This window comes from Paenibacillus kribbensis (genome assembly GCF_001705305.1).
Lineage (GTDB): Bacteria > Bacillota > Bacilli > Paenibacillales > Paenibacillaceae > Paenibacillus > Paenibacillus kribbensis_B.
In genome coordinates this window covers 1-20,868 of sequence record NZ_MCBP01000027.1, presented here as the reverse complement: position 1 = coordinate 20,868, position 20,868 = coordinate 1, and the positions used below count along the sequence as shown (strand labels likewise).

10 protein-coding genes, 11 tRNA genes, 1 rRNA gene and 1 pseudogene are annotated in these 20,868 nt (G+C 48.9%); all 23 read left to right on the top strand.

Annotation, left to right across the window (positions count from 1 at the left end; genetic code table 11):
• Positions 1–3: 3 nt before the first annotated feature.
• Positions 4–120 (top strand): 5S ribosomal RNA (rrf, locus tag BAZ21_RS26590).
• Positions 121–138: 18 nt separating this feature from the next.
• A tRNA-Asn gene (locus BAZ21_RS26585) sits at positions 139–214 on the top strand.
• Between the two features lie 3 nt (positions 215–217).
• Positions 218–290 (top strand) — tRNA-Thr (locus BAZ21_RS26580).
• An 11-nt stretch (positions 291–301) separates the two neighbouring features.
• Positions 302–373 (top strand) — tRNA-Glu (locus tag BAZ21_RS26575).
• Positions 374–383: 10 nt separating this feature from the next.
• Positions 384–459: transfer RNA gene (locus BAZ21_RS26570), tRNA-Val, on the top strand.
• Between the two features lie 54 nt (positions 460–513).
• Positions 514–588 (top strand) — tRNA-Gln (locus tag BAZ21_RS26565).
• A gap of 4 nt (positions 589–592) precedes the next feature.
• Positions 593–668 (top strand) — tRNA-Lys (locus tag BAZ21_RS26560).
• Positions 669–679: 11 nt separating this feature from the next.
• Positions 680–760, top strand: a tRNA-Leu gene (locus tag BAZ21_RS26555).
• A 10-nt stretch (positions 761–770) separates the two neighbouring features.
• Positions 771–845 (top strand) — tRNA-Gly (locus BAZ21_RS26550).
• Positions 846–850: 5 nt separating this feature from the next.
• Positions 851–927 (top strand) — tRNA-Arg (locus BAZ21_RS26545).
• Between the two features lie 21 nt (positions 928–948).
• Positions 949–1,022 (top strand) — tRNA-Pro (locus BAZ21_RS26540).
• Positions 1,023–1,031: 9 nt separating this feature from the next.
• Positions 1,032–1,102 (top strand) — tRNA-Gly (locus BAZ21_RS26535).
• Between the two features lie 736 nt (positions 1,103–1,838).
• The gene (gene ppc / locus BAZ21_RS26530; RefSeq protein WP_068505853.1) at positions 1,839–4,631 is read left to right on the top strand and encodes a phosphoenolpyruvate carboxylase; all 2,793 of its coding nucleotides are present in this window, start codon (positions 1,839–1,841) and stop codon (positions 4,629–4,631) included.
• 189 nt (positions 4,632–4,820) lie between these two features.
• On the top strand, positions 4,821–5,387 hold the full coding sequence (gene sigW, locus BAZ21_RS26525) for an RNA polymerase sigma factor SigW (RefSeq protein WP_025720879.1): 567 nt from the start codon (positions 4,821–4,823) through the stop codon (positions 5,385–5,387).
• 150 nt (positions 5,388–5,537) lie between these two features.
• Complete coding sequence (locus BAZ21_RS26520; protein WP_068505852.1) at positions 5,538–6,161, top strand: zf-HC2 domain-containing protein; 624 nt, start codon at positions 5,538–5,540, stop codon at positions 6,159–6,161.
• A 221-nt stretch (positions 6,162–6,382) separates the two neighbouring features.
• Entirely contained in the window at positions 6,383–7,216 is an 834-nt protein-coding gene (gene cdaA / locus BAZ21_RS26515; RefSeq protein ID WP_068505851.1) for a diadenylate cyclase CdaA, read from the top strand.
• The gene (locus BAZ21_RS26510) at positions 7,213–8,682 is read left to right on the top strand and encodes a CdaR family protein (protein WP_068505850.1); all 1,470 of its coding nucleotides are present in this window, start codon (positions 7,213–7,215) and stop codon (positions 8,680–8,682) included. Before cdaA ends, BAZ21_RS26510 begins: the two co-directional genes overlap by 4 nt.
• 61 nt (positions 8,683–8,743) lie before the next feature.
• On the top strand, positions 8,744–10,084 hold the full coding sequence (glmM, locus tag BAZ21_RS26505; RefSeq protein WP_068505849.1) for a phosphoglucosamine mutase: 1,341 nt from the start codon (positions 8,744–8,746) through the stop codon (positions 10,082–10,084).
• 633 nt (positions 10,085–10,717) lie between these two features.
• Positions 10,718–12,550: a glutamine--fructose-6-phosphate transaminase (isomerizing) gene (gene glmS / locus BAZ21_RS26500; RefSeq protein WP_068505848.1), complete on the top strand. Its 1,833-nt coding sequence runs from the start codon at positions 10,718–10,720 to the stop codon at positions 12,548–12,550.
• 184 nt (positions 12,551–12,734) lie between these two features.
• Positions 12,735–12,914, top strand: coding sequence for a helix-turn-helix domain-containing protein (locus BAZ21_RS26495; protein ID WP_068505847.1), 180 nt, complete (start codon positions 12,735–12,737; stop codon positions 12,912–12,914).
• A gap of 144 nt (positions 12,915–13,058) precedes the next feature.
• Positions 13,059–13,376, top strand: coding sequence for a hypothetical protein (locus BAZ21_RS26490; RefSeq protein ID WP_068505846.1), 318 nt, complete (start codon positions 13,059–13,061; stop codon positions 13,374–13,376).
• 315 nt (positions 13,377–13,691) lie between these two features.
• Positions 13,692–14,021, top strand: a pseudogene (locus BAZ21_RS26485) (diaminobutyrate--2-oxoglutarate transaminase); the annotation flags it as partial.
• Between the two features lie 513 nt (positions 14,022–14,534).
• Positions 14,535–20,868, top strand: a 6,334-nt coding sequence (locus BAZ21_RS26480; RefSeq protein WP_373441578.1) for an amino acid adenylation domain-containing protein, incomplete at its 3' end; no start/stop codon positions are given.

The following is a 20,868-nucleotide window of genomic DNA, read 5'->3' as shown; positions in this document are numbered from 1 at the left end:
ATGTTTGGTGGCGATAGCGGAGGGGTTCCACACGTACCCATCCCGAACACGACCGTTAAGCCCTCCAGCGCCGATGGTACTTGGACCGCAGGGTCCTGGGAGAGTAGGACGCCGCCAAGCAAGCTTTATGATTATTATTCCCTGATAGCTCAGTTGGTAGAGCACTCGACTGTTAATCGAGTTGTCACAGGTTCGAGTCCTGTTCGGGGAGCCATTTGCTCTCATAGCTCAGTAGGTAGAGTGCATCCATGGTAAGGATGAGGTCACCGGTTCGATCCCGGTTGAGAGCTTGTTGTAGGATGGCCCGTTGGTCAAGGGGTTAAGACACCTCCCTTTCACGGAGGTAACAGGGGTTCGAATCCCCTACGGGTCATAAGTAATGCGGAGGCTTAGCTCAGCTGGGAGAGCATCTGCCTTACAAGCAGAGGGTCGGGGGTTCGATCCCCTCAGCCTCCACCATTTTTATCTGATCAAAAGGATGAAAAGTTGGGGAATTGTGAATCATATGCATATTGGGGATTAGCCAAGCGGTAAGGCAACGGACTTTGACTCCGTCATGCATAGGTTCAAATCCTATATCCCCAGCCATTGAGAGCCATTAGCTCAGTTGGTAGAGCACCTGACTTTTAATCAGGGTGTCGAAGGTTCGAGTCCTTCATGGCTCACCATTATATTATATGCGCGTGTGGCGGAATTGGCAGACGCACTAGACTTAGGATCTAGCGTCTTTGACGTGGGGGTTCAAGTCCCTCCACGCGCATACTGTTTTTGCGGACGTGGCTCAGCGGTAGAGCATCGCCTTGCCAAGGCGAGGGTCGCGGGTTCGATTCCCGTCGTCCGCTCCATATTTGCGCCCTTAGCTCAGCTGGATAGAGCGTTTGACTACGAATCAAAAGGCCGGGAGTTCGAATCTCTCAGGGCGCGCCATATTTACAAAATAGTTAATATCGGGATGTAGCTCAGCTTGGTAGAGCACCTGGTTTGGGACCAGGGGGTCGCATGTTCAAATCGTGTCATCCCGATACTAATTTGCGGGTGTAGTTCAATGGTAGAACTTCAGCCTTCCAAGCTGATAGCGTGGGTTCGATTCCCATCACCCGCTTAATGGTTACTTAGAAGCCGAAAGGCTTCTTTTTATTTTGTCCACATTATATCCACTTTGTTGTATAGAGGCGATTGTTAATGTATATCTTTCATGCACAGTTGGGGATGACTTGTGCATATTGTACATAGGCACTTGTTACTGTAACGCCTAGATCCCGAATTTCTCCTCCAAAGTATCTCTTTCTCCTGTAGTAAAGCTAATTTCCTGATCAAGTCCCTTATAAATAGGAATCCTATGACTGCTAACGGTATGAATTTATGGTGATAACTCAAAAGTTACTGCCTGGTTGTCCACATTATCTTCTTTTTATGTGGGTAATAGCAGATTATTGGACGAAAAACACATCTACATTATTGATCAGTGACTAGTTTTGTGTATATCTTTGTGGATAGAAACTTGATTAGCTTCATATTGTCAACAAATCATAAACATGTACACAGAATGATGCATGAATTTTGCTTCGGAAATTACACTGTTTATAAGAATTGTGTATAAATTTTCATGAAATTCTTTGGATACTCTTAACTAAGTTCATTAAATTTCATTTTTGTGCATAAAAAACCAATATATTCTCAAAAAAAGTATTTAAAATGCATGATTTTTTACTGTAAATTGTGCAGCTTTTCATACGTTTTTATTGTATGATGTTAAGAAAGTGTCAAATTTCGTGTGTATACGTACCTTTGCAACAAGACTGTATATGGTGTGGAACAGATCAGATGGGGGGAAAAGCATGACCGAGCTTACGTTAACCGCAAACAAAAACCAATCCAACAATCTGCTGCGGCGGGACGTTCGTTTTCTAGGGAATATTCTTGGTGAGGTTTTGGTTCATCAGGGTGGTAACGAACTTTTGGATATCGTGGAAAAAATACGTGAGACAAGTAAATCGTTACGTGCCGGGTATCAGCCGGAGTTGTACGAGAATTTCAAACAAATGGTCAGCGGACTGGATACGGATATTCGTCACCAGGTTATTCGCGCGTTTGCGATTTATTTTCAGTTGGTGAATATCGCTGAGCAAAACCATCGTATTCGTCGTAAGCGGGATTATGAGCATTCTGCTGGTGAAGATGTTCAACGCGGCTCCATTGAAAGTTCCGTTCAGGAGCTTAAGCAAGGGGGATTCTCTGCCGAGGACGTTAGCAATATGCTGGAAGAGCTCTCTCTGGAACTGGTTATGACCGCACATCCTACAGAAGCAACACGACGGGTAATCCTGGATATTCATAAGCGGATTTCTGAGGATGTCATGCTGCTGGATAATCCGATGCTTACCTTGCGCGAGCGGGAACAGGTGCGGGAGAATCTGCTGAATGAAGTGATTACACTGTGGCAGACAGATGAGCTGCGTGACCGCAAGCCAACTGTATTAGATGAAGTAAGAAATGGGATGTATTATTTTCATGAGACTTTGTTTCATGTATTGCCGGATGTATACCAAGAATTGGAACGATGTTTAAGCAAATATTATCCCGAGCAAAAATGGCACATTCCAACCTACCTGAGATTTGGTTCCTGGATTGGTGGAGACCGGGATGGCAACCCGTCTGTGACAGCTCATGTAACTTGGGAAACATTACGTATGCAACGCAAGCTGGCTTTGAGAGAATATCAGCACACACTGAAAGAGTTTATGGGCTACTTGAGCTTTAGTACTAGCATTGTGCGCGTTTCAGATGATCTGCTGGCTTCTATTGAAGAAGATCGTTCACATATTACGCTCAAAAAAATGGAAGTATGGCATAACGAAAAAGAGCCTTATCGGATTAAACTCGCATATATGATTGCCAAGGTGAATAACATTTTGGATGAAAATAAACAGGACACCAGGGAACGTTATAGCAACGCTGAAGAGCTTATTGCAGACCTGAATGTTATTGATAACAGCTTGCGTCATCATTTTGCGGATTATGTTGCAGACACGTATATTCAGAAGATGATTCGCCAGGTAGAGCTATTCGGATTCCATACAGCTACACTGGATGTACGACAGCATAGTCAGGAGCATGAAAATGCGATGACTGAAATTCTTTCCAAAATGAATATCGTGTCCGATTACGGTAAGTTGCCGGAGGAAGAAAAAATAGATCTGCTGGAAAAGCTGTTGAACGAACCTCGTCCGATTACTTCGCCGTATTTAAAATATAGCGATAACACGCAGGAATGTCTTGAGGTATATCGCACGATATATATGGCTCAGAAGGAATTCGGCAAGCAGTCCATAACAAGCTACCTCATCAGTATGACTCAGGGAGCCAGTGACTTGCTGGAGGTTATGGTGCTAGCCAAGGAAGTGGGGCTGTTCCGCATTGAAAAGGATGGTACTGTCGTATGTACACTGCAATCCGTACCTTTGTTTGAAACGATAGACGATCTGCATGCTGCACCAAGTATTATGAGAAGATTGCTGAACTTGCCTGTATATCGACAATCTGTAGCGGCAATGGATCAGCTTCAGGAGATCATGCTGGGCTACTCGGACAGTAACAAGGATGGCGGTGTGGTTACGGCCAACTGGGAGCTTCGGGTCGCTATGAACAGCATTACAGAAGTGGTTAATGAGTTTGGCGTAAAAGTGAAGTTTTTCCATGGTCGCGGAGGAGCACTGGGCCGCGGAGGAATGCCGCTTAACCGCAGCATCCTAGCTCAGCCTCCTCATACGATTGGAGGCGGAATCAAGATTACGGAGCAGGGTGAAGTGCTCTCATCCCGATACTCGCTCAAAGGCATTGCTTATCGGAGTCTGGAGCAGGCGACCTCAGCCCTGATTACGGCAGCTGCATATCATCGCTCCGGGAAGAAGGAAGTGTTTGAGGAAAGCTGGGAAGAGATCATTGCCCGTATTTCCGAGGTATCCCTGAAGAAGTATCAGGACTTGATTTTCCGAGATCCGGATTTCTTCGCTTTCTTCAAAGAATCGACACCGTTGCCTGAGGTGGGCGAGTTGAATATTGGATCACGACCGTCGAAGCGTAAAAACAGCGAGCGTTTTGAGGACTTGCGCGCCATTCCATGGGTTTTTGCATGGACACAAAGCCGCTATTTGCTGCCTGCATGGTATGCGGCTGGAACAGGTCTGCAAAGCTTTTATCAGAACAATGAGGATAACCTCAAGGTACTGCAAACGATGTTTAAGGACTCGGCTTTCTTCCGGTCCCTTATTGATACGCTGCAAATGGCGATTGCCAAAGCCGATTTGCTGATTGCCGAGGAATATGCGGGAATGTCCGATAATGAAGAGGCAAGAGGGCGTATTTTCGGACAGATTTCAGAGGAGTTCAAGCTTACATCCGAGCTGATCTTGAAAATAACCGGACAATCCGAGATTTTGGACGACGTGCCGGTGATTCAGGAATCAATCCGGTTACGTAATCCTTATGTCGATCCGTTAAGTTATTTACAGGTTCAGTTGCTTAGTGAGCTACGGGAGCTGCGTGATCAAAATGGAGATGATGCTGAGCTGTTGCGTGAGGTATTATTGACCATTAACGGAATTGCCGCGGGATTAAGGAACACAGGCTGATACAGCTTGGCTGTATGAATACAGATGATCGGGCGCTCAAGGAGTGCCCGATTGTGCTGTGTGAATTTGTGACAGAAGAGTGTTCAGATGATGTCAATACTATAGTTGATTTTCGGATAAAATTAAACTACGATGAATAATCATAAATATGTAATAGGTAACCCATCAGCAAGTCTGGGGGAGTATAGAGTGGATAATATGGAAAGCCGCTTGGTTAGGCTGGTACAGAAAGGTGATCAGCGGGCTTTTGCGGAGCTAGTCGAGTTATATAAAGATCGGATTTTTCATCTTTCCTACCGGATGCTTGGTAATCGCCATGAGGCGGAGGATCTGGTGCAGGAAACTTTTTTGCGTGTGTATCGCAATTTGGAGAAGTATGACCATGGACAGAAGTTTTCGACCTGGATTTACCGGATTGCTACAAATCTATGCATTGATCGTCTGCGAAGGAGAAAACCTACATACTCACTTGATGCTGAAATGAATGATCAGGAAGGTGTCGATGGGTACGCTATGCTCGCTAGCGAAGAGCTTACCCCTGAGGGGCGTACATTGTTGTCCGAGACACAGGCCTTGATTCACGATGCCATTGACAGTCTTCCAGACAAATACAGGACGATTATGGTGTTGCGGTACTTGCAGGAGCTTTCCTTGCAGGAAATTAGTGATGTGCTTAATATTCCCGTGACTACAATTAAAACGAGGGTTCATAGAGGCCGGGATTTTCTACGAAAAAAATTGGAGCACAAGCTGTAAATCATATGCATAGGCACTTGGAAAGTATCTGCATAGATGTTTTTTTATGAAACATAATACTCGCTATAACGTATGTAAGAAGAGTAAAGCTCTAAGAAGGAGCATGTTATGTTGAGAAACACGGAAGAATACTAGAAAGGATTGGCTCATATGGATTGCAAACTAGCCGTCTCTTTTATGCATGACTATCTAGATGGCGACCTGTCTGAGCGGGATAAACATGAGTTGGAACAACACTTGTTAGACTGCCCGGAATGTCGTATGCGTTTTAAAGAGCTGGAGCGGACGGATGCGATGCTTTATGGTACACGCCATTATCAAGTGCCATGTGTATCGGATGAGCTGACATATCGCATTATGAATGCTTTGCCGCCACATAAAAGACAGACCGTTGCTCCTATGCTGTCTTGGGTGAAAAGGCATCCCGCCGTAACAGCTGCCGCCTTCTTTCTTATTGTTGTATGTTCAAGTATGGCCAGCTTTTCAAGCACGGATCATCAATTGGTAGTCAAAGGCAGCAATCTGGATCAAGTCGTTATTCAAGGCGATACAGTGATTGTGCCTGAAGGGAAATCCATTGCCGGAGATTTGACAGTACAGAATGGCAAGGCTCGGGTATACGGCGATGTGGAAGGAAATGTAACTGTGATTGATGGTTCCTACTATCAAGCGTCCACAGCTCATATTGCAGGACAGGTCAAAAGTATTGATCAAACCTTGGATTGGATTTGGTATAAAGTTTCCGATTTGTTCGGGGGCCCGTCTTCTCCATAATAGAAGCTTGAAATGACAAGAACGATATCGAGCGCCTCTTTCCGCTGGAAAAGGCGTTTTTTTGTATATGAAGCTGGCGAATTGCACTGTATTTTACTGATTTTAGCGGTTCTTTTGTCGCACAGCTTGCAACGCGAGCCTTATCGTTATAACCTAGATAGAGAGAGCATACTGTGTACATACTACACCCACTCACTACAGAAAATTGCGGGGGCATGCGCATGTTGGATTATTTTGCGGACCTGACTTGGAAAGAGTCCATTAAAGATATTATCGACATTTTGATCGTTACCTATATTATGTATCAGCTTATTTTACTTGTTCGCGGAACGCGTGCAGTGCAATTGTTGAAAGGCATACTGTTTCTGGTCGTCATTTGGGCAATTAGCACTTGGTTTGATTTGTACACGCTCAAGTGGTTGATGAACCAGATGTTCACTTTTGGTGTGGTGGCTATCTTCATTATTTTTCAGCCTGAGCTGCGTCGTGCTCTGGAACAGTTGGGGCGAGGCAAATTATTTGGGCGTTCGTCTGCGGATGATGAAGAGATTAACAAGTTAATTGGGGAAATGATTAAGGCGCTGAATTATTTATCACGTAGAAAAATAGGAGCTTTGGTTGTATTTGAGCGCGAGACAGGGTTGAACGAATATACGGAGTCTGGGATCAAGACGCAGGCAGTGGTCAGTTCTGAGCTGTTAATCAATATCTTTATCCCAAATACACCTCTGCATGATGGTGCGGTGATTATTCAAAATAAGCAGATTGCTTCTGCAGCTTGTTATTTACCGTTGTCGGAAAATCCGTTCATCAGCAAGGAGCTGGGAACTCGTCACCGGGCTGCGATTGGGGTGAGCGAGGTAACGGATGCCGTAACTGTCGTGGTATCGGAGGAAACAGGGCAAATTTCTTTGGCTATTAATGGACAGGTCGTGCGTGACATTAAGGAAGAATCCTTAATTTCCAAGCTGTATGAGGAGCTGCGGCCAACACCGACTTTGAAGGAAAAACGCGGCTCATTCTGGAATCGGAGGGGAGGCCGTGGAAATTCATGATGGACAAATGGATTAACAATAATACGATTTCCAAAATATTGTCGCTGGCCGTTGCCGTGATGCTGTGGGGAATGGTTCATTTGGATGCAGGCACTCCTTCATCAACACTGACCGTTTCTTATAATAATAAGGTGATTGATAATGTGGGCATTCAGGCCAGCGGTCTGGATGAGTCCCAATATGTGTTGTCTACTATGGATACTGACCATGTAAGGATGGAGGTTAGAGGACAGCGTTCTGTACTGACTTCTTTTTTTACAGATAATTATAAGGCAAAATTAAATTTAAGCGGTTTAGGAGCAGGTACCAAAACATTGTCACTCGAACCGGATTTACCGGATGGGGTGGAACTGGTATCCATGACTCCAAATCGTGTTACAGTAACGATTGAGGAAAAGCAAACGAAATCTTTTAATGTTTCTATTGTGCCCAAAGGTAACCCGGATACTGGTTTGCAGCTTGGCAAGCCTGTGATTACTCCTCAAACTGTGAAGGTGACCTTACCCAAGAGTCAGTTGAGTACTGTAACTGCAGTACAAGGGGCCGTCGATACGGATGGCATCACGGAGAAATTCGAGCAGAAGCGTGTAAAACTGAAGGCTTATAACAAAAATGGGCAAGAGCTTACAGGAGCGGTTATCGAGCCATCTACAGTGTCCGTCGAGATTCCGGTAACACAGCAGGCAAAGTCTGTGCCTGTTAAGATCGTCTATTCGGGAGATTTGCCAGACGGACTGGCACTTTCCAAGGTAAATGCAAAGGTGAAGGAAGCGGCCGTATATGCATCGCAGAATGTATTGAGCAGCCTTAGCTCCTACGTTACGGCCACAGTGGATCTCAGTCAATTTACGGAAGCAGGTACTCGTACAGTCCAAGCTAATTTGGCAGCGCCCGCCGGTTCTGATAAAATCGAGCCAGGATCGATACAAATTGAGGTGACGGTCGTTCCTTCCAATCAGGTCACAGATACGGAACGGACGCTCACTGGCATTCCAATCGTTTTACAGGGGGCAGGGGATGGAACTACTGCGACCATTATAGCGCCCACTAGCAAGACGATGGATGTTACTGTGAAGGGACCGCAGGATATGGTAAGCAATTTAACCAATGATGATATTAGTCTGGTGGCAGACGTAAGTGGCCTTGCGGCTGGTCAGCATGAGGTTACATTGCAGCTAGGCTTGCCTAAATATATTACGCAAGCCGGGAGCACCGATCAGCTAAAAGCAACAGTAAACATTGTGGGCCCTTCAACGCCTGCTGTAACGAATCCAAGTAGTGAGAATGAATCGAATCCTTCCGGCAGTGGCGACAAGGGTCAGGAGAGGCCACAGGAGGGGCAAAACAGTCAGGGAGGATACCCTGATGCTAGTTCCGGGGGAAATGCAGCTGCGGAGGATAAGACAAGTCCTCATAACGGCGCAGATTCTTCTGCCAATGGAACCCTGGACAGCAGTCAGCCATAACATGTTTTATCTGTAGTAATTAATCGAGATTTATTAGACAAAAAAAGGGAGTCATTTTAACATGGGGAAATATTTTGGTACAGATGGTGTACGAGGCGTTGCTAATCAGGAACTTACAGCAGAACTGGCATATAGCATTGGTCGCTGCGGCGGATACGTTTTAGCAGGTAATGTGGAGAAACCAACCGTTGTTATTGGTATGGATACACGAGTGTCTGGTCTGATGCTGGAATCGGCGCTTGTAGCCGGTTTGCTGTCTATTGGGGCTAACGTGGTTCGTCTGGGGATTGTTTCGACGCCGGGGGTGGCTTATCTTACACGCCAACTGAAAGCTGACGCGGGTGTGATGATTTCGGCCTCCCATAATCCGGTGGAAGACAACGGGATTAAGTTTTTTGGCGGCGACGGGTTCAAATTGACAGATGAAACAGAATTGAAAATCGAAGAATTGATGGATGCAAAAGAAGATCAACTGCCTCGTCCGATTGGTGGAGGATTGGGTACGGTTGTTGTAGATGAGCATTCCCGCTACGATTACCTTGAATATTTGAAGACAACAATTAGTCATTCCTTTGAAGGACTCAAAATTGTACTGGATTGTGCAAACGGAGCAGCTTATGAGCTGGCGCCGAAGCTTTTTACGGAATTGGGAGCGGAAGTACACACGATTGGTGCGGAGCCCAATGGGCTGAATATCAATGATCATTGTGGCTCGACTCATCCGGAAAAGTTGAAGGAGGAAGTACTCCGTTTGAAAGCGGATATTGGTTTGGCCTTTGATGGCGATGCTGACCGTCTGATCGCAATTGATGAGAATGGGGAAGAGGTAGACGGCGACTATATCCTTTGCATTTGCGGAGATGCCATGAACCGCGCTGGAAAGCTTAAGGACAGTACCATTGTATCAACCGTGATGAGTAATATCGGTTTTTATAAGGCTACGGAAAAGCTGGCACTCAAGACTGCAAAGACTGCGGTCGGGGATCGTTATGTAATGGAGGAAATGCGCCGGGGCGGCTTTAATCTGGGTGGCGAGCAGTCTGGCCATGTTATTTTCCTGGATCATAATACGACAGGTGATGGCATGCTGACCGGGATTCAACTGGTAGATACTCTAAAAGCTTCCGGCAAAAAGATGAGTGAACTGAAATCGCTCATGAAGCAGTACCCGCAAGTGCTGGTTAATGTGCGTGTACAGGATAAACGCAATTACGAGGGGAATCCTGCTATTGCAGAAGCGATTGAGCTGGTGGAACAGCAATTGGGGGATAATGGGCGTGTACTGGTCCGCGCATCGGGGACAGAATCGCTTATTCGTGTGATGGCAGAAGGCCCGGACAAGAGTGAACTGGAGCATTTTGTTGGACAGATCGTAGATGTGGTCAAAAAAGAATTAGTTTAAAATTTTGTAAACGTCGGTTGCCTGTTGAATAGAAGCAGGCAACTGCGTTTGCGGTTGTATAGCTGCCATTGAATCTTAACCTGTATCAGTAAATATGAATAAAGTGTTATTGCCAAATGTTACGTGGCTGAATATAATATAGGAATGCTGTGACTCAGATAGAGGAAGCGAGGGTCGTGAGGTAACGTAAAACAAGCGCCAGAGCTTGATTTTGTGCGGGGGAACCTGGTGGGTGAAGCAATGCATCAGTTAAGTTGTTGTTGCTCGCAAATCGGTTCACGACAAAGCAAGCTGACGAGGTGAAGGTGTTCGAAACATTCGGCGGGGACCTTCCGGTGTTGCATCAAGCCGTAAACCGGCAGCGGAAAATGAACAGGCAACTGTTTACACAACGCACCGGTAGATGCCATATTATTTTATAACCTAAATTATAAGATTCATTTCATGAATGTGCGGCCATCATCATTGGCGTGCGCGGTTCGGGAATTTCGTTGCATTCGTGAAGAGATGCCTGTAATTTTTATAGTTATCATTGACAACTTCATAGATGAATGAACTTATTCCTCAATCTACCGCACACGTTAGTCCTGTGATGTGTCGTCCTGTGGAATGATGATCGGGAGGATAACGAATATGTGTGGCATTGTAGGATATATTGGTGATCAGAATACGCAAGAGGTATTGATTGACGGATTGAAAAAGCTGGAATACCGCGGCTATGACTCTGCGGGTATTGCCGTGTTTACAGATTCAGGGCTGCAAGTAGCCAAGGCTAAAGGCCGTCTGGCGAATTTGGAAGCAAAGCTGGATGGTGCGCCATTGCTAGGTCATGCAGGCATCGGGCATACACGTTGGGCAACGCACGGTAAGCCTTCAGATGAAAACTCCCATCCACATATGGATGAGAGCCAAAAGTTCTCTGTTGTTCACAACGGGATTATTGAGAACTATCTGGAACTGAAGGAAGAGCTGATCAGCGAAGGTCATACCTTTATTTCCGAAACGGATACCGAAATTATTTCCCATCTGATTGCGCGTGAATATAAAGGAGATATCGTTAAAGCGGTACAAAAAGCAATTACCTTTATGCGCGGTGCTTTTGCACTGGGTGTGCTGACAGAACATGAACCTAACAAGCTGGTAGCTGTTCGTCAAGCGAGCCCGCTAGTTATTGGTGTGGGAGAAGGCGAGAACTTTATCGGTTCCGACATTCCGGCTATTCTGAAATATACACGCAATGTAATTATTTTGAACGATGGCGAAATGGCTGTTTTGACCAGTGATGCCGTCGAATTAATGACAATCGAAGGCCAATTTATTTCTCGGGAAATGATTCATGTCGAATGGGATGCTGTAACAGCGGAAAAAGGCGGCTATGAGCATTTCATGTTGAAAGAAATTCACGAGCAGCCTAAAGCTTACCGTGATACTATGTTGGGCCGTATCGATAAAGAAGCTAAAAAAGTTATTCTTCCTGAGCTGAAGCTGACAGAAGAACAAATTAAAAATATCCGTAATATTCAAATCGTTGCTTGTGGCACAGCCTACAATGCTGGTTTGATTGGTCGTACAGTTATTGAAAGTTTGGCTCGTATTCCGGTGGAAAACGACGTAGCTTCCGAGTATCGCTACCGTTCCCCTATCGTAACGCCAGAGACATTGGTGATCGTGGTGAGCCAATCCGGTGAAACTGCCGATACGTTGGCAGCACTGCGTGAAGCACAAGCTAACGGCGCTCATGTACTGGCGATTACAAACGTGGTTGGCAGCTCCATTGCCCGGGATGCAGATGATGTGCTGGTTACACTGGCAGGACCGGAAATTGCCGTAGCCTCCACCAAAGCATACTCTTCGCAGTTGATTGCTTTTTATCTGTTTGGTCTGTATCTGGCTCAAGTACGCGGCACACAAACAGATGAGCAAGTAGCTCATGTGCTGGCTGCTATGGAATCACTGCCAGAGCAAGTGGAAGAAATGCTGGGTAAAGCAGATGCGATCAAAACCTATGCTGAGCAAATTGCGAGCCACGAGCACCTGTTCTTTATTGGACGTGGTCAGGACTATGCTGTAGTACAGGAAGGCTCCTTGAAGCTCAAGGAAATCTCCTACATTCATTCCGAGGCTTATGCTGCGGGTGAATTGAAGCATGGTACACTGGCATTGATTGAAGACGGTATTCCGGTTATCGCTTTGGTAACACAGGAATCCGTGTTGGAGAAAACCGTGAGCAACATTAAGGAAGTTAAAGCTCGTGGCGGTGACGTGCTTGCAATCACGTATGAAGAGCATGCTGTTGAGCTGCTGAAATCCGTGGATCAGGTATTCGCAATTCCGAAGACACTTCCGATTCTGTCGGCTGCCATTTCAGTTATCGCTCTCCAACTGTTGGCTTATTACGCTTCCCTTGCACTGGGGCATGATGTCGACAAACCACGTAACCTGGCTAAAAGTGTTACTGTAGAATAAGCATGGTGAGATTTCCTATATAATTGTCTGGTGATAAAAAAGTGTGGAACCAGTAAAAGATGTATGGAACCAATAAAAAAACTGTGGAACTAGTAAAAAAAGTCTGGAACTAGTCATTTTACAAACATCAAAAAAGATCCCGATGATATATCGGGATCTTTTTTTTTTGCTTAGGAGGGCAATTATGTCTACCATAGGCCAACGAATTCGAACTATTAGAAAAAACAATTTTAATCAAATAAAGTTTGCAAATATAATTGAAATTTCTCAGGCAACGTTGAGTGAGCTGGAGCAAGATAAATACAAACCCTCTCTTGATGTACTTATAGTAATTAAAGCAAACTTCAATTCCCATATAGAGTAGTTAATCTTTGGAGATACGCCTGTATCAAAGAACACTATTTTTAATTATGAGGAAAAAGCTCATGTACGGTCTGATGAGGAGGGGCAGAATTTATCTGCCCTATATTCTAGCAGAGGCGCAGTGAAGACGGCGGGATACAAAACTATGCCGGCAGTCATCCGGGCGGACGCTGCGACCAGCTTCCAGCCTGGCAGTCATCAGGTGTTCCAACAGAGTATCCAACGGATTTTCCAGCAGAATATACAGCTGACATCCAGTCACGTTTCCAGCCAGGCTTCCAGAAATGCGTTAGGTATTTATGTTAAGTTATCGCAAAACGAAAGGATTCGGAGCACCGGTAGAGAATATTTACAGGGAAGATCTCCCAAATTGCTAGCAGCTCGCCTGAATGTCGACACGCTTCAAATTCCTCGATTGATGGCAAACCATTCCCAGCGTTTCTTTTCCATTCGCTCTTTCTAGGCAAGATGTTAACACCTTATGTTAGACAGACCAAATTTAACTAAAATTTTACTATACATTCTTCGGAATTTTGATATAATTTTACCTAGATCTACTTTCCAATTATGATATAAAATAGAATTGGATGGTTTTTATACCTATCCAAGCTATGCGCGAGAGACCAGTCCACTGGTTTCCCGGCTTGCAGGAACCGACAATTGTGGAAAATGACAGCGCAGAATATGTTGCTCCATGACGTCATAAGGTTCAGAAAGGATGAAGCCAACCCTATCCTAATTCCGATGGAGGATGAAGTGCGTGAGCATTTTTGAATAGCTGGAATCCAACGTAAGATCTTACTGCAGAAGCTTTCCGGTGGTATTCGACCGGGCCAAGAGGGACCTGATATATTCTGAGGACGGAAGAGCATATATTGATTTTTTTGGCAGGTGCCGAGGCACTGAATTCGGTCATAACAACGATTATGTCAAGGACCGGGTTCTTGATTACTTGACCTCCGACCGGATTATGCACGGTCTGGATATGGATAAAATGACCAATTGCGAATTCATTCAGAGCTTCTCGGAGCGAATCCTGGAGCCGAAGAAGCTGAATGACAAGCTTCAATTCTGCGGTCCGACGGGAACGAACGCGGTGGAAGCGTCACCATTCGTCACATCTAATGGTCAGGAAAAGCTCACTACCGCGCAGCCGAATTTTTACTTATCCACACAAGGCCTGCGGGGAATATACAAATCGTACATAGAGTGTATCAATACCCCTTAAATATAAGCTTCGACCAAGGCAGCTCCGGTGCCGAATCCGGAGGTACGGCCGACTTCCAGCTGGCCGACCGGAACTCTACAGCAAGTCTTACATCGATGGGAGGAACATCCCTTGTCCACCCCCAAATTCAATTCCGAACCCAATGTTAAACCAAAGCCCGTCTTCGGGCGGCTCGTCCGCAGCAAGCATATTGAAGCAGAGGAGCCGGAAGCAGCCGCATCTCTTGTGTAAACGATGCTCTTTGTTGTCTTTCACGCATGGGAGCCGAGCGGGACAGCTGCTAGGCAGAGAATTGCCGCATGCGATCAACCGGGCAAGTGAAGCGGTGACCTGGCGAAAGCCATTGATATTGTTGTGACATGTTTGAAAAGGTGGGGAGCGTTGCTGCGGCATATGCTCCGCCGGATTGCTTTTACCGATGAAGAGAGGGGAACGATCCAGATGGCTTTTGAAAAAGAAACGTTGTTTTGGAACGAAAAATTCGGTAGCGACGATTATACCTTGACGCGGCTGCCTTACAGCAAAGCTCCAAGCTCCCTGCCGCCCATTGTAGCAACCGTCGGCGGTTCGCTTTCGGAGAAAGCGGCGCAGCGTGTCCTTCAAATGAGCAAGGGCGCTCCGCTGGCCGCTTTTATGATTTTGCTCGCCGGTGTTCAGTCACTCTTGCATAAATATACAGGCGCCTCTGACATTCTAGTCGGCATGCCGGTTGTACGGAAACCGACGGAGACGCGCCGATCCGTTAATCATACGGTCATTTTGAAAAACTCGCTTTCGGCGGGTGCGACTTTTAAAACGCTTCTGAGCGAGCTGAGAACTTCCTTGCCGGAAGCGATTCAGCATCAACATATTCCGTTCTTGAAAATGACGGAGAAGCTGGACCTGCAACATGCAGACGGGATACCCGTCATCCATACGCTAGTATCCCTTAAGGAGTTGCATCTGGACGAAATCGGACAAAACGTGGTCACGGATTGTTCCTTTGAATTCAGCTTAACTGGTGGGACGATACAGCTAGCGTTGTCATATAACGAGCACTTATATGACTCCGAGTTCATGACTCGGGTCGTCGGCCATCTGAATCGCCTGCTCGCCGTGGGGCTTCACGAGTTGGAACTGGACATCGTGCGGGCGGACATGCTGTCGGAGGACGAGAAATTTCAATTGCTGCAAAGCTTTAACGATACCGAGAAGGACTATCCCCGTGATCGGACGATTCATCAGCTCGTAGAGGAGCAGGTGAAGCGGGTGCCCGAAGCGACGGCGGTTGTCTTTGAGGGGCGGCAGCTTTCGTACGCGGAGCTGAACGAACGGGCGAACCGGCTGGCACGGACGCTGCGATCGGTCGGCGTGCTGCCCAATCAACTGGTAGGCTTGATGGCCAGGAGATCGCTGGAGACGGTCGTTGGCATTCTGGCGGTTCTGAAAGCTGGCGGTGCCTACGTGCCGATCGACCCGGAATACCCGGAAGAACGCATCCGCTACATTCTGGAGAACTCGAACGCGCAGCTGCTGCTGACTCAAAGGGAACTGCTGCAGCAGGTGCCGTTCCAAGGGATCGTGTTGGCGCTGGATGACGAGCAGGCCTACAGCGACGATGGCTCGAACCTGGAGCCGGCCAGCGGTCCGAATGATCTGGCTTATGTCATCTATACGTCAGGTACGACGGGCAATCCCAAAGGGGTCATGCTGGAGCATCGCGGTTTGGTCAGCTTGAAGCTGATGTTCGCGGACAGGCTGGGCATCACTGAGCATGACCGGATCGTTCAATTCGCCAGCCTGTCGTTCGACGCGTCCTGCTGGGAAGTGTTCAAAGCGCTCTATTTTGGCGCGGCTTTGTACATCCCGACGGCCGAGACGATTCTGGACAACCGCCTGTTCGAGAGTTATATGAACGAGCATGCGATTACGGCGGCGATTTTGCCTCCGACGTACAGCGCTTATTTGAACCCGGACCGCCTTCCCAGCTTAACGAAGCTCGTAACGGGAGGCTCGGCGGTATCGGCCGAATTCGTGCAGCAGTGGAAATCGAAGCTCCACTACTTCAATGCTTACGGCCCTACCGAAGCTTCGATTGTTACGACGCTTTGGGATGCGGATGAGGAGCAGTCGGAGCGCAGAGTCATTCCGATCGGGCGTCCGCTGGCCAATCACCGGATTTTTATTTTGGATGCCCACTTACAGCTTGTTCCTCCGGGAGTAGACGGCGAGCTGTGCGTGGCAGGCGTGGGGCTTGCGAGAGGCTACCTGAACCTTCCGGAGCTGACGGCAGAGAAGTTCGTGGAACATCCGTTTGCGCCGGGAGAACGCCTTTACCGGACGGGAGATCTCGCCCGCTGGCTGCCGGACGGAAATATTGAGTACTTGGGCCGGATCGACCATCAGGTGAAAATCCGTGGTTTCCGGATCGAGATCGGCGAGATTGAAGACCAGCTTCTGAAGGTCGACTCCGTGCAGGAGACGATCGTAATCGCGCGGGAAGGCAAAAGCGGGCAAGAACTGTGCGCTTACCTGGTCGCGGGTCGCCCGCTTACGCTCGGCGAGCTGAGAAGCGGGCTGGCGCAAAAATTGCCGAATTACATGATTCCGGCGCATTTTGTTCAGCTTCCGCAGATGCCGCTCACGCCGAATGACAAAATCGACCGCAAGGCTTTGCCCGCCCCGGAAGGAAACGCGCTGATCGGCGGCGCGTACGTAGCTCCCCGCAATGAAGCCGAGCGGACGCTTGCCGATGTGTGGCAGGCGGTATTGAACGCCGATCGCGTTGGGGTAACGGATCATTTCTTTGAGCTGGGCGGAGACTCGATCAAGTCCATTCAAGTATCTTCGCGGCTTCATCAAGCCGGGTACAAGCTGGAAATCCGGGATTTGTTCAAATATCCGACTATCTCACAGCTCAGCCTGCATGTGAAACCGATCGGACGTACCATCGATCAAGGCGAAATAACGGGTGAAACGGCGCTGACGCCGATTCAGCATTGGTTTTTCGAAAGCTCCTTTGCAGACCCGCATCATTTCAACCAGTCGGTGATGCTGTACCGGAAGGAACGTTTCGACGAAGAGACGGTACGTCAGGTGCTGCAAAAGCTGGCCGAGCATCATGACGTGTTGCGGATGGTGTTCCGCAAGACGGAACAAGGATTTAGCGCGCGGAACCGCGCAATTCAGGAAGGCGGGATGTTCACGCTGGACGTGTTCGACTTCAAGGATGCGGAGAATACCGAGCAGGCTGTGGAAGCGAAGGCAATGGACATTCAAGCGGGCATCGATCTGGAGAACGGACCCCTCGTGAAGGCGGGACTGTTCCGGTGCGCGGACGGCGATCATTTGCTGCTCGCGGTTCATCATGCGGTGGTGGACGGCGTGTCTTGGCGCATTTTGATGGAGGATTTCACTCTGGGTTACGAGCAGGCCGGCAAAAACGAAGAAATTCGTTTCCAGGCGAAAACGGATGCGTACCGCACTTGGTCCGAGCAGCTGGCCGCTTACGTGCAAAGCCCGGAAATGGCGAAGGAACGGGCCTATTGGCAGGCCGTGGAACAAATTGCGGTTCCGGCCGTGCCGAAGGATCTGGAGGCGGACGTTACGACGCAGCAGGACAGCGAATCGCTGTTCGTCCGTTTGACTCCCGAAGAAACGGAGCTGCTGCTGAAGCGAGTTCACCGGGCCTACAACACCGAAATGAACGATATTTTGGTAACGGCGCTCGGCATAGCCGTTCGCAAGTGGACGGGACACGAAAGGGTGCGGATCAATCTCGAAGGACACGGACGCGAATCGATCGGAACGGATATCGACATCACGCGCACAGTCGGCTGGTTTACGACCAAGTTTCCGGTCGTCCTGGAGCCGGAAACCGATCGGGATTTGGCCTATCAGATTAAACAGGTCAAGGAAAGCTTGCGCCGCATTCCGAACAAAGGGCTTGGGTACGGCGTATGCCGCTATCTCTCCAAATCGGAGGATGGCTTTGTTTGGGGCGCAGAGCCGGAAATTAATTTTAACTACCTCGGCCAGTTCGACGATGATGTCAATCAGGACGAGATCGGCATATCTTCTTATTCCAGCGGCAGCCCGACCAGCGACCGGCAGGCCCGCAGCTTTGTGCTGGATATCAACGGCATGGTGCTGGACGGCGCTTTATCGCTCGATCTCAGCTACAGCCGGAAGCAGTATCGCAAGGTAACGATGGAAGCCTTCGCTCAGCGGCTTGAGCAAAGTCTCCGAGAGCTCATTACCCACTGCGCAGGCAAAGAAAGCACCGAATTGACGCCTAGCGACGTGCAATTTAAAGGCTTGACCATCGCGGAATTGGAGCAAATCGCCCAGCGCTCGGGCCATCTCGGGGAAATCGAAAATATTTACTCGCTTACGCCGATGCAGAAGGGCATGTGGTTCCACAGCGCGCTTGACCGGCAGACGGCAGCTTACTTCGAGCAGACGCGGTTTACGATGCGGGGAGCGCTCGACGTCCAGCTTTTCGAGAGGAGCTGGATGGAGCTTGCGAAACGTCATCTGGTGCTGCGGGCGAATTTTGTGAAAGGACCGGCGGGCGAGCCGTTGCAAATCATATACCGCGACAAGCCGGTCGGCTTTGAATATGAAGAGCTGCTTCATTTGCAGGCGGACGAGAAACAAGCGTATTTGGATAAAAAGGCTGAGGATGACAAGCTTCGCGGCTTCGACCTGGAACATGACGCGCTCGTTCGGGTTACGATCCTGCGCACCGAAGAGCAAAGCTATCATGTGCTGTGGAGTTTCCAGCATATTTTGATGGACGGCTGGTGTCTGGCGCAGCTGACGCAGGAGCTGTTTGAGACGTACTCGGCCTTGGCATCCGGCAAGCAGCCAGCAGGAGATAAGGGATCGGATTATGGGGCCTATATCGAATGGTTGGAGAAACAGGACGATCAGGCGGCATCCGACTATTGGACGGCATTCCTGGCAGATTATGAAGGGCAAACCGTACTCCCGGGACAAAAGGAACTGGCGCCGAACGGCAGATTTACGGCTGATCACGTCACCGCCGAGCTGGGCAAGGACTTGAGCGAGCGGATGGACCGGGTGGCGAAACAGCGCCTGGTTACGGTCAATACGCTGTTGCAAGCCGCTTGGGGCGTGATGCTGCAAAAATATAACGGAACAAACGATGCCGTATTCGGCAGTATCGTGGCCGGAAGACCGGCGGAAATCCCGGGTATCGAGTCCATGATCGGGCTGTTCATCAATACGGTGCCAGTCCGCGTCACGAGCGAAGCGGACACCGTGTTCGCCGACCTGATGGCGAAGCTCCAAGAGTGGGCGCTAGAGTCCGGGCGTTATGATTACTATCCGCTGTATGAAATTCAAGCCCGCAGCGTGCAAAAACAGAACCTGATCAACCATATCATCGCTTTCGAAAACTATCCGGTGGACGAGCAGATGGAGCAGGCGGGCGACCAGCAGCACGGCGACCTGACGATCGCTGACGTTCAGATGGAGGAGCAGACGAACTATAACTTCAACGTGACCGTGGTGCCGGGAGTCGAGTTCGAAATTCGGTTCGACTTTAACGCCGAAGTGTTCGATAAAGACAGCATCGAGCGGCTCAAGAGGCATCTCGTCCATCTGCTGGAGCAGGTGACGGATAACCCTGAAATTACAGTGGGCGAGCTGGAACTTGTGACGGAGGCGGAAAAGGCCGACCTTCTCGGACGTTTTAACGACACCACCACGGAATTTCCGCGCGGGAAGACGCTCACTCAATTGTTCGAAGAGCAGGCGGAGCTTTACCCGGACAACGTGGCCGCCGTCATGAATGAGCGGCAGCTGACCTACCGCGAGCTGAACGAGCGATCCAACCGCCTTGCGTGGAGGCTGCGGGAGACGGGAGTAGAAGCGGACCAACTGGTAGCGATTCTGGCTGAACGCTCGCTCGATATGGTCGTCGGCATTCTGGCGATTCTCAAAGCGGGCGGAGCATACGTGCCTGTCGATCCCGACTACCCGGAGGAGCGCATCCGCTTCATGATCGAGGATTCGGGCGCGCCGTTATTGCTGATTCAAAAGCATCTGCACGAGAAGACCGACTTCGCAGGAACGCGCCTCGAATTGGACGATTTCGTTTGGGGCGACAGAGGGGCGGACGCCGCTGATGCGCTGGACGCTTCGAACCTGGAGCCGATTTCCGGGCCGGGCAACCTGGCATATGTCATCTACACGTCGGGAACGACCGGCAGACCGAAAGGAACGCTGATCGAGCATAAGAACGTCGTGCGGCTCCTGTTCAACGACAAGAACCTGTTCGACTTCGGGCCGTCCGACACGTGGACGCTGTTTCACTCGTTCTGCTTCGATTTCTCCGTCTGGGAAATGTACGGAGCGCTGCTGTACGGAGGCAAGCTGGTCATCGTACCACCGCTCACGGCGAAAAATCCGGCCGATTTCCTGGCGCTGCTGGGCCGCGAACAGGTCACGATTTTGAACCAGACGCCAACGTACTTCTACCAGCTGCTGCGTAAGGTCTTGGCGGACCATCCGTACGATCTGCGGATTCGCAACGTCATCTTCGGGGGCGAAGCGCTGAGTCCGCTGCTGCTCAAGGGCTTCAAGACGAAGTACCCGAAGACGAAGCTGATCAATATGTACGGCATTACCGAGACGACGGTTCACGTGACGTATAAGGAAATAACGTGGGTGGAAATGGAGGCGGCGAAGAGCAATATCGGCAAGCCGATCCCGACGCTGA

Bases quoted from the DNA above. Each gene is read 5' to 3' on its own strand.
- BAZ21_RS26520 (WP_068505852.1), top strand. From the start codon at position 5,538: ATGGATTGCAAACTAGCCGTCTCTTTTATGCATGACTATCTAGATGGC.
- ppc (WP_068505853.1), top strand. From the start codon at position 1,839: ATGACCGAGCTTACGTTAACCGCAAACAAAAACCAATCCAACAATCTG.
- glmS (WP_068505848.1), top strand. From the start codon at position 10,718: ATGTGTGGCATTGTAGGATATATTGGTGATCAGAATACGCAAGAGGTA.
- glmM (WP_068505849.1), top strand. From the start codon at position 8,744: ATGGGGAAATATTTTGGTACAGATGGTGTACGAGGCGTTGCTAATCAG.
- BAZ21_RS26495 (WP_068505847.1), top strand. From the start codon at position 12,735: ATGTCTACCATAGGCCAACGAATTCGAACTATTAGAAAAAACAATTTT.
- BAZ21_RS26490 (WP_068505846.1), top strand. From the start codon at position 13,059: ATGCCGGCAGTCATCCGGGCGGACGCTGCGACCAGCTTCCAGCCTGGC.
- cdaA (WP_068505851.1), top strand. From the start codon at position 6,383: ATGTTGGATTATTTTGCGGACCTGACTTGGAAAGAGTCCATTAAAGAT.
- BAZ21_RS26510 (WP_068505850.1), top strand. From the start codon at position 7,213: ATGATGGACAAATGGATTAACAATAATACGATTTCCAAAATATTGTCG.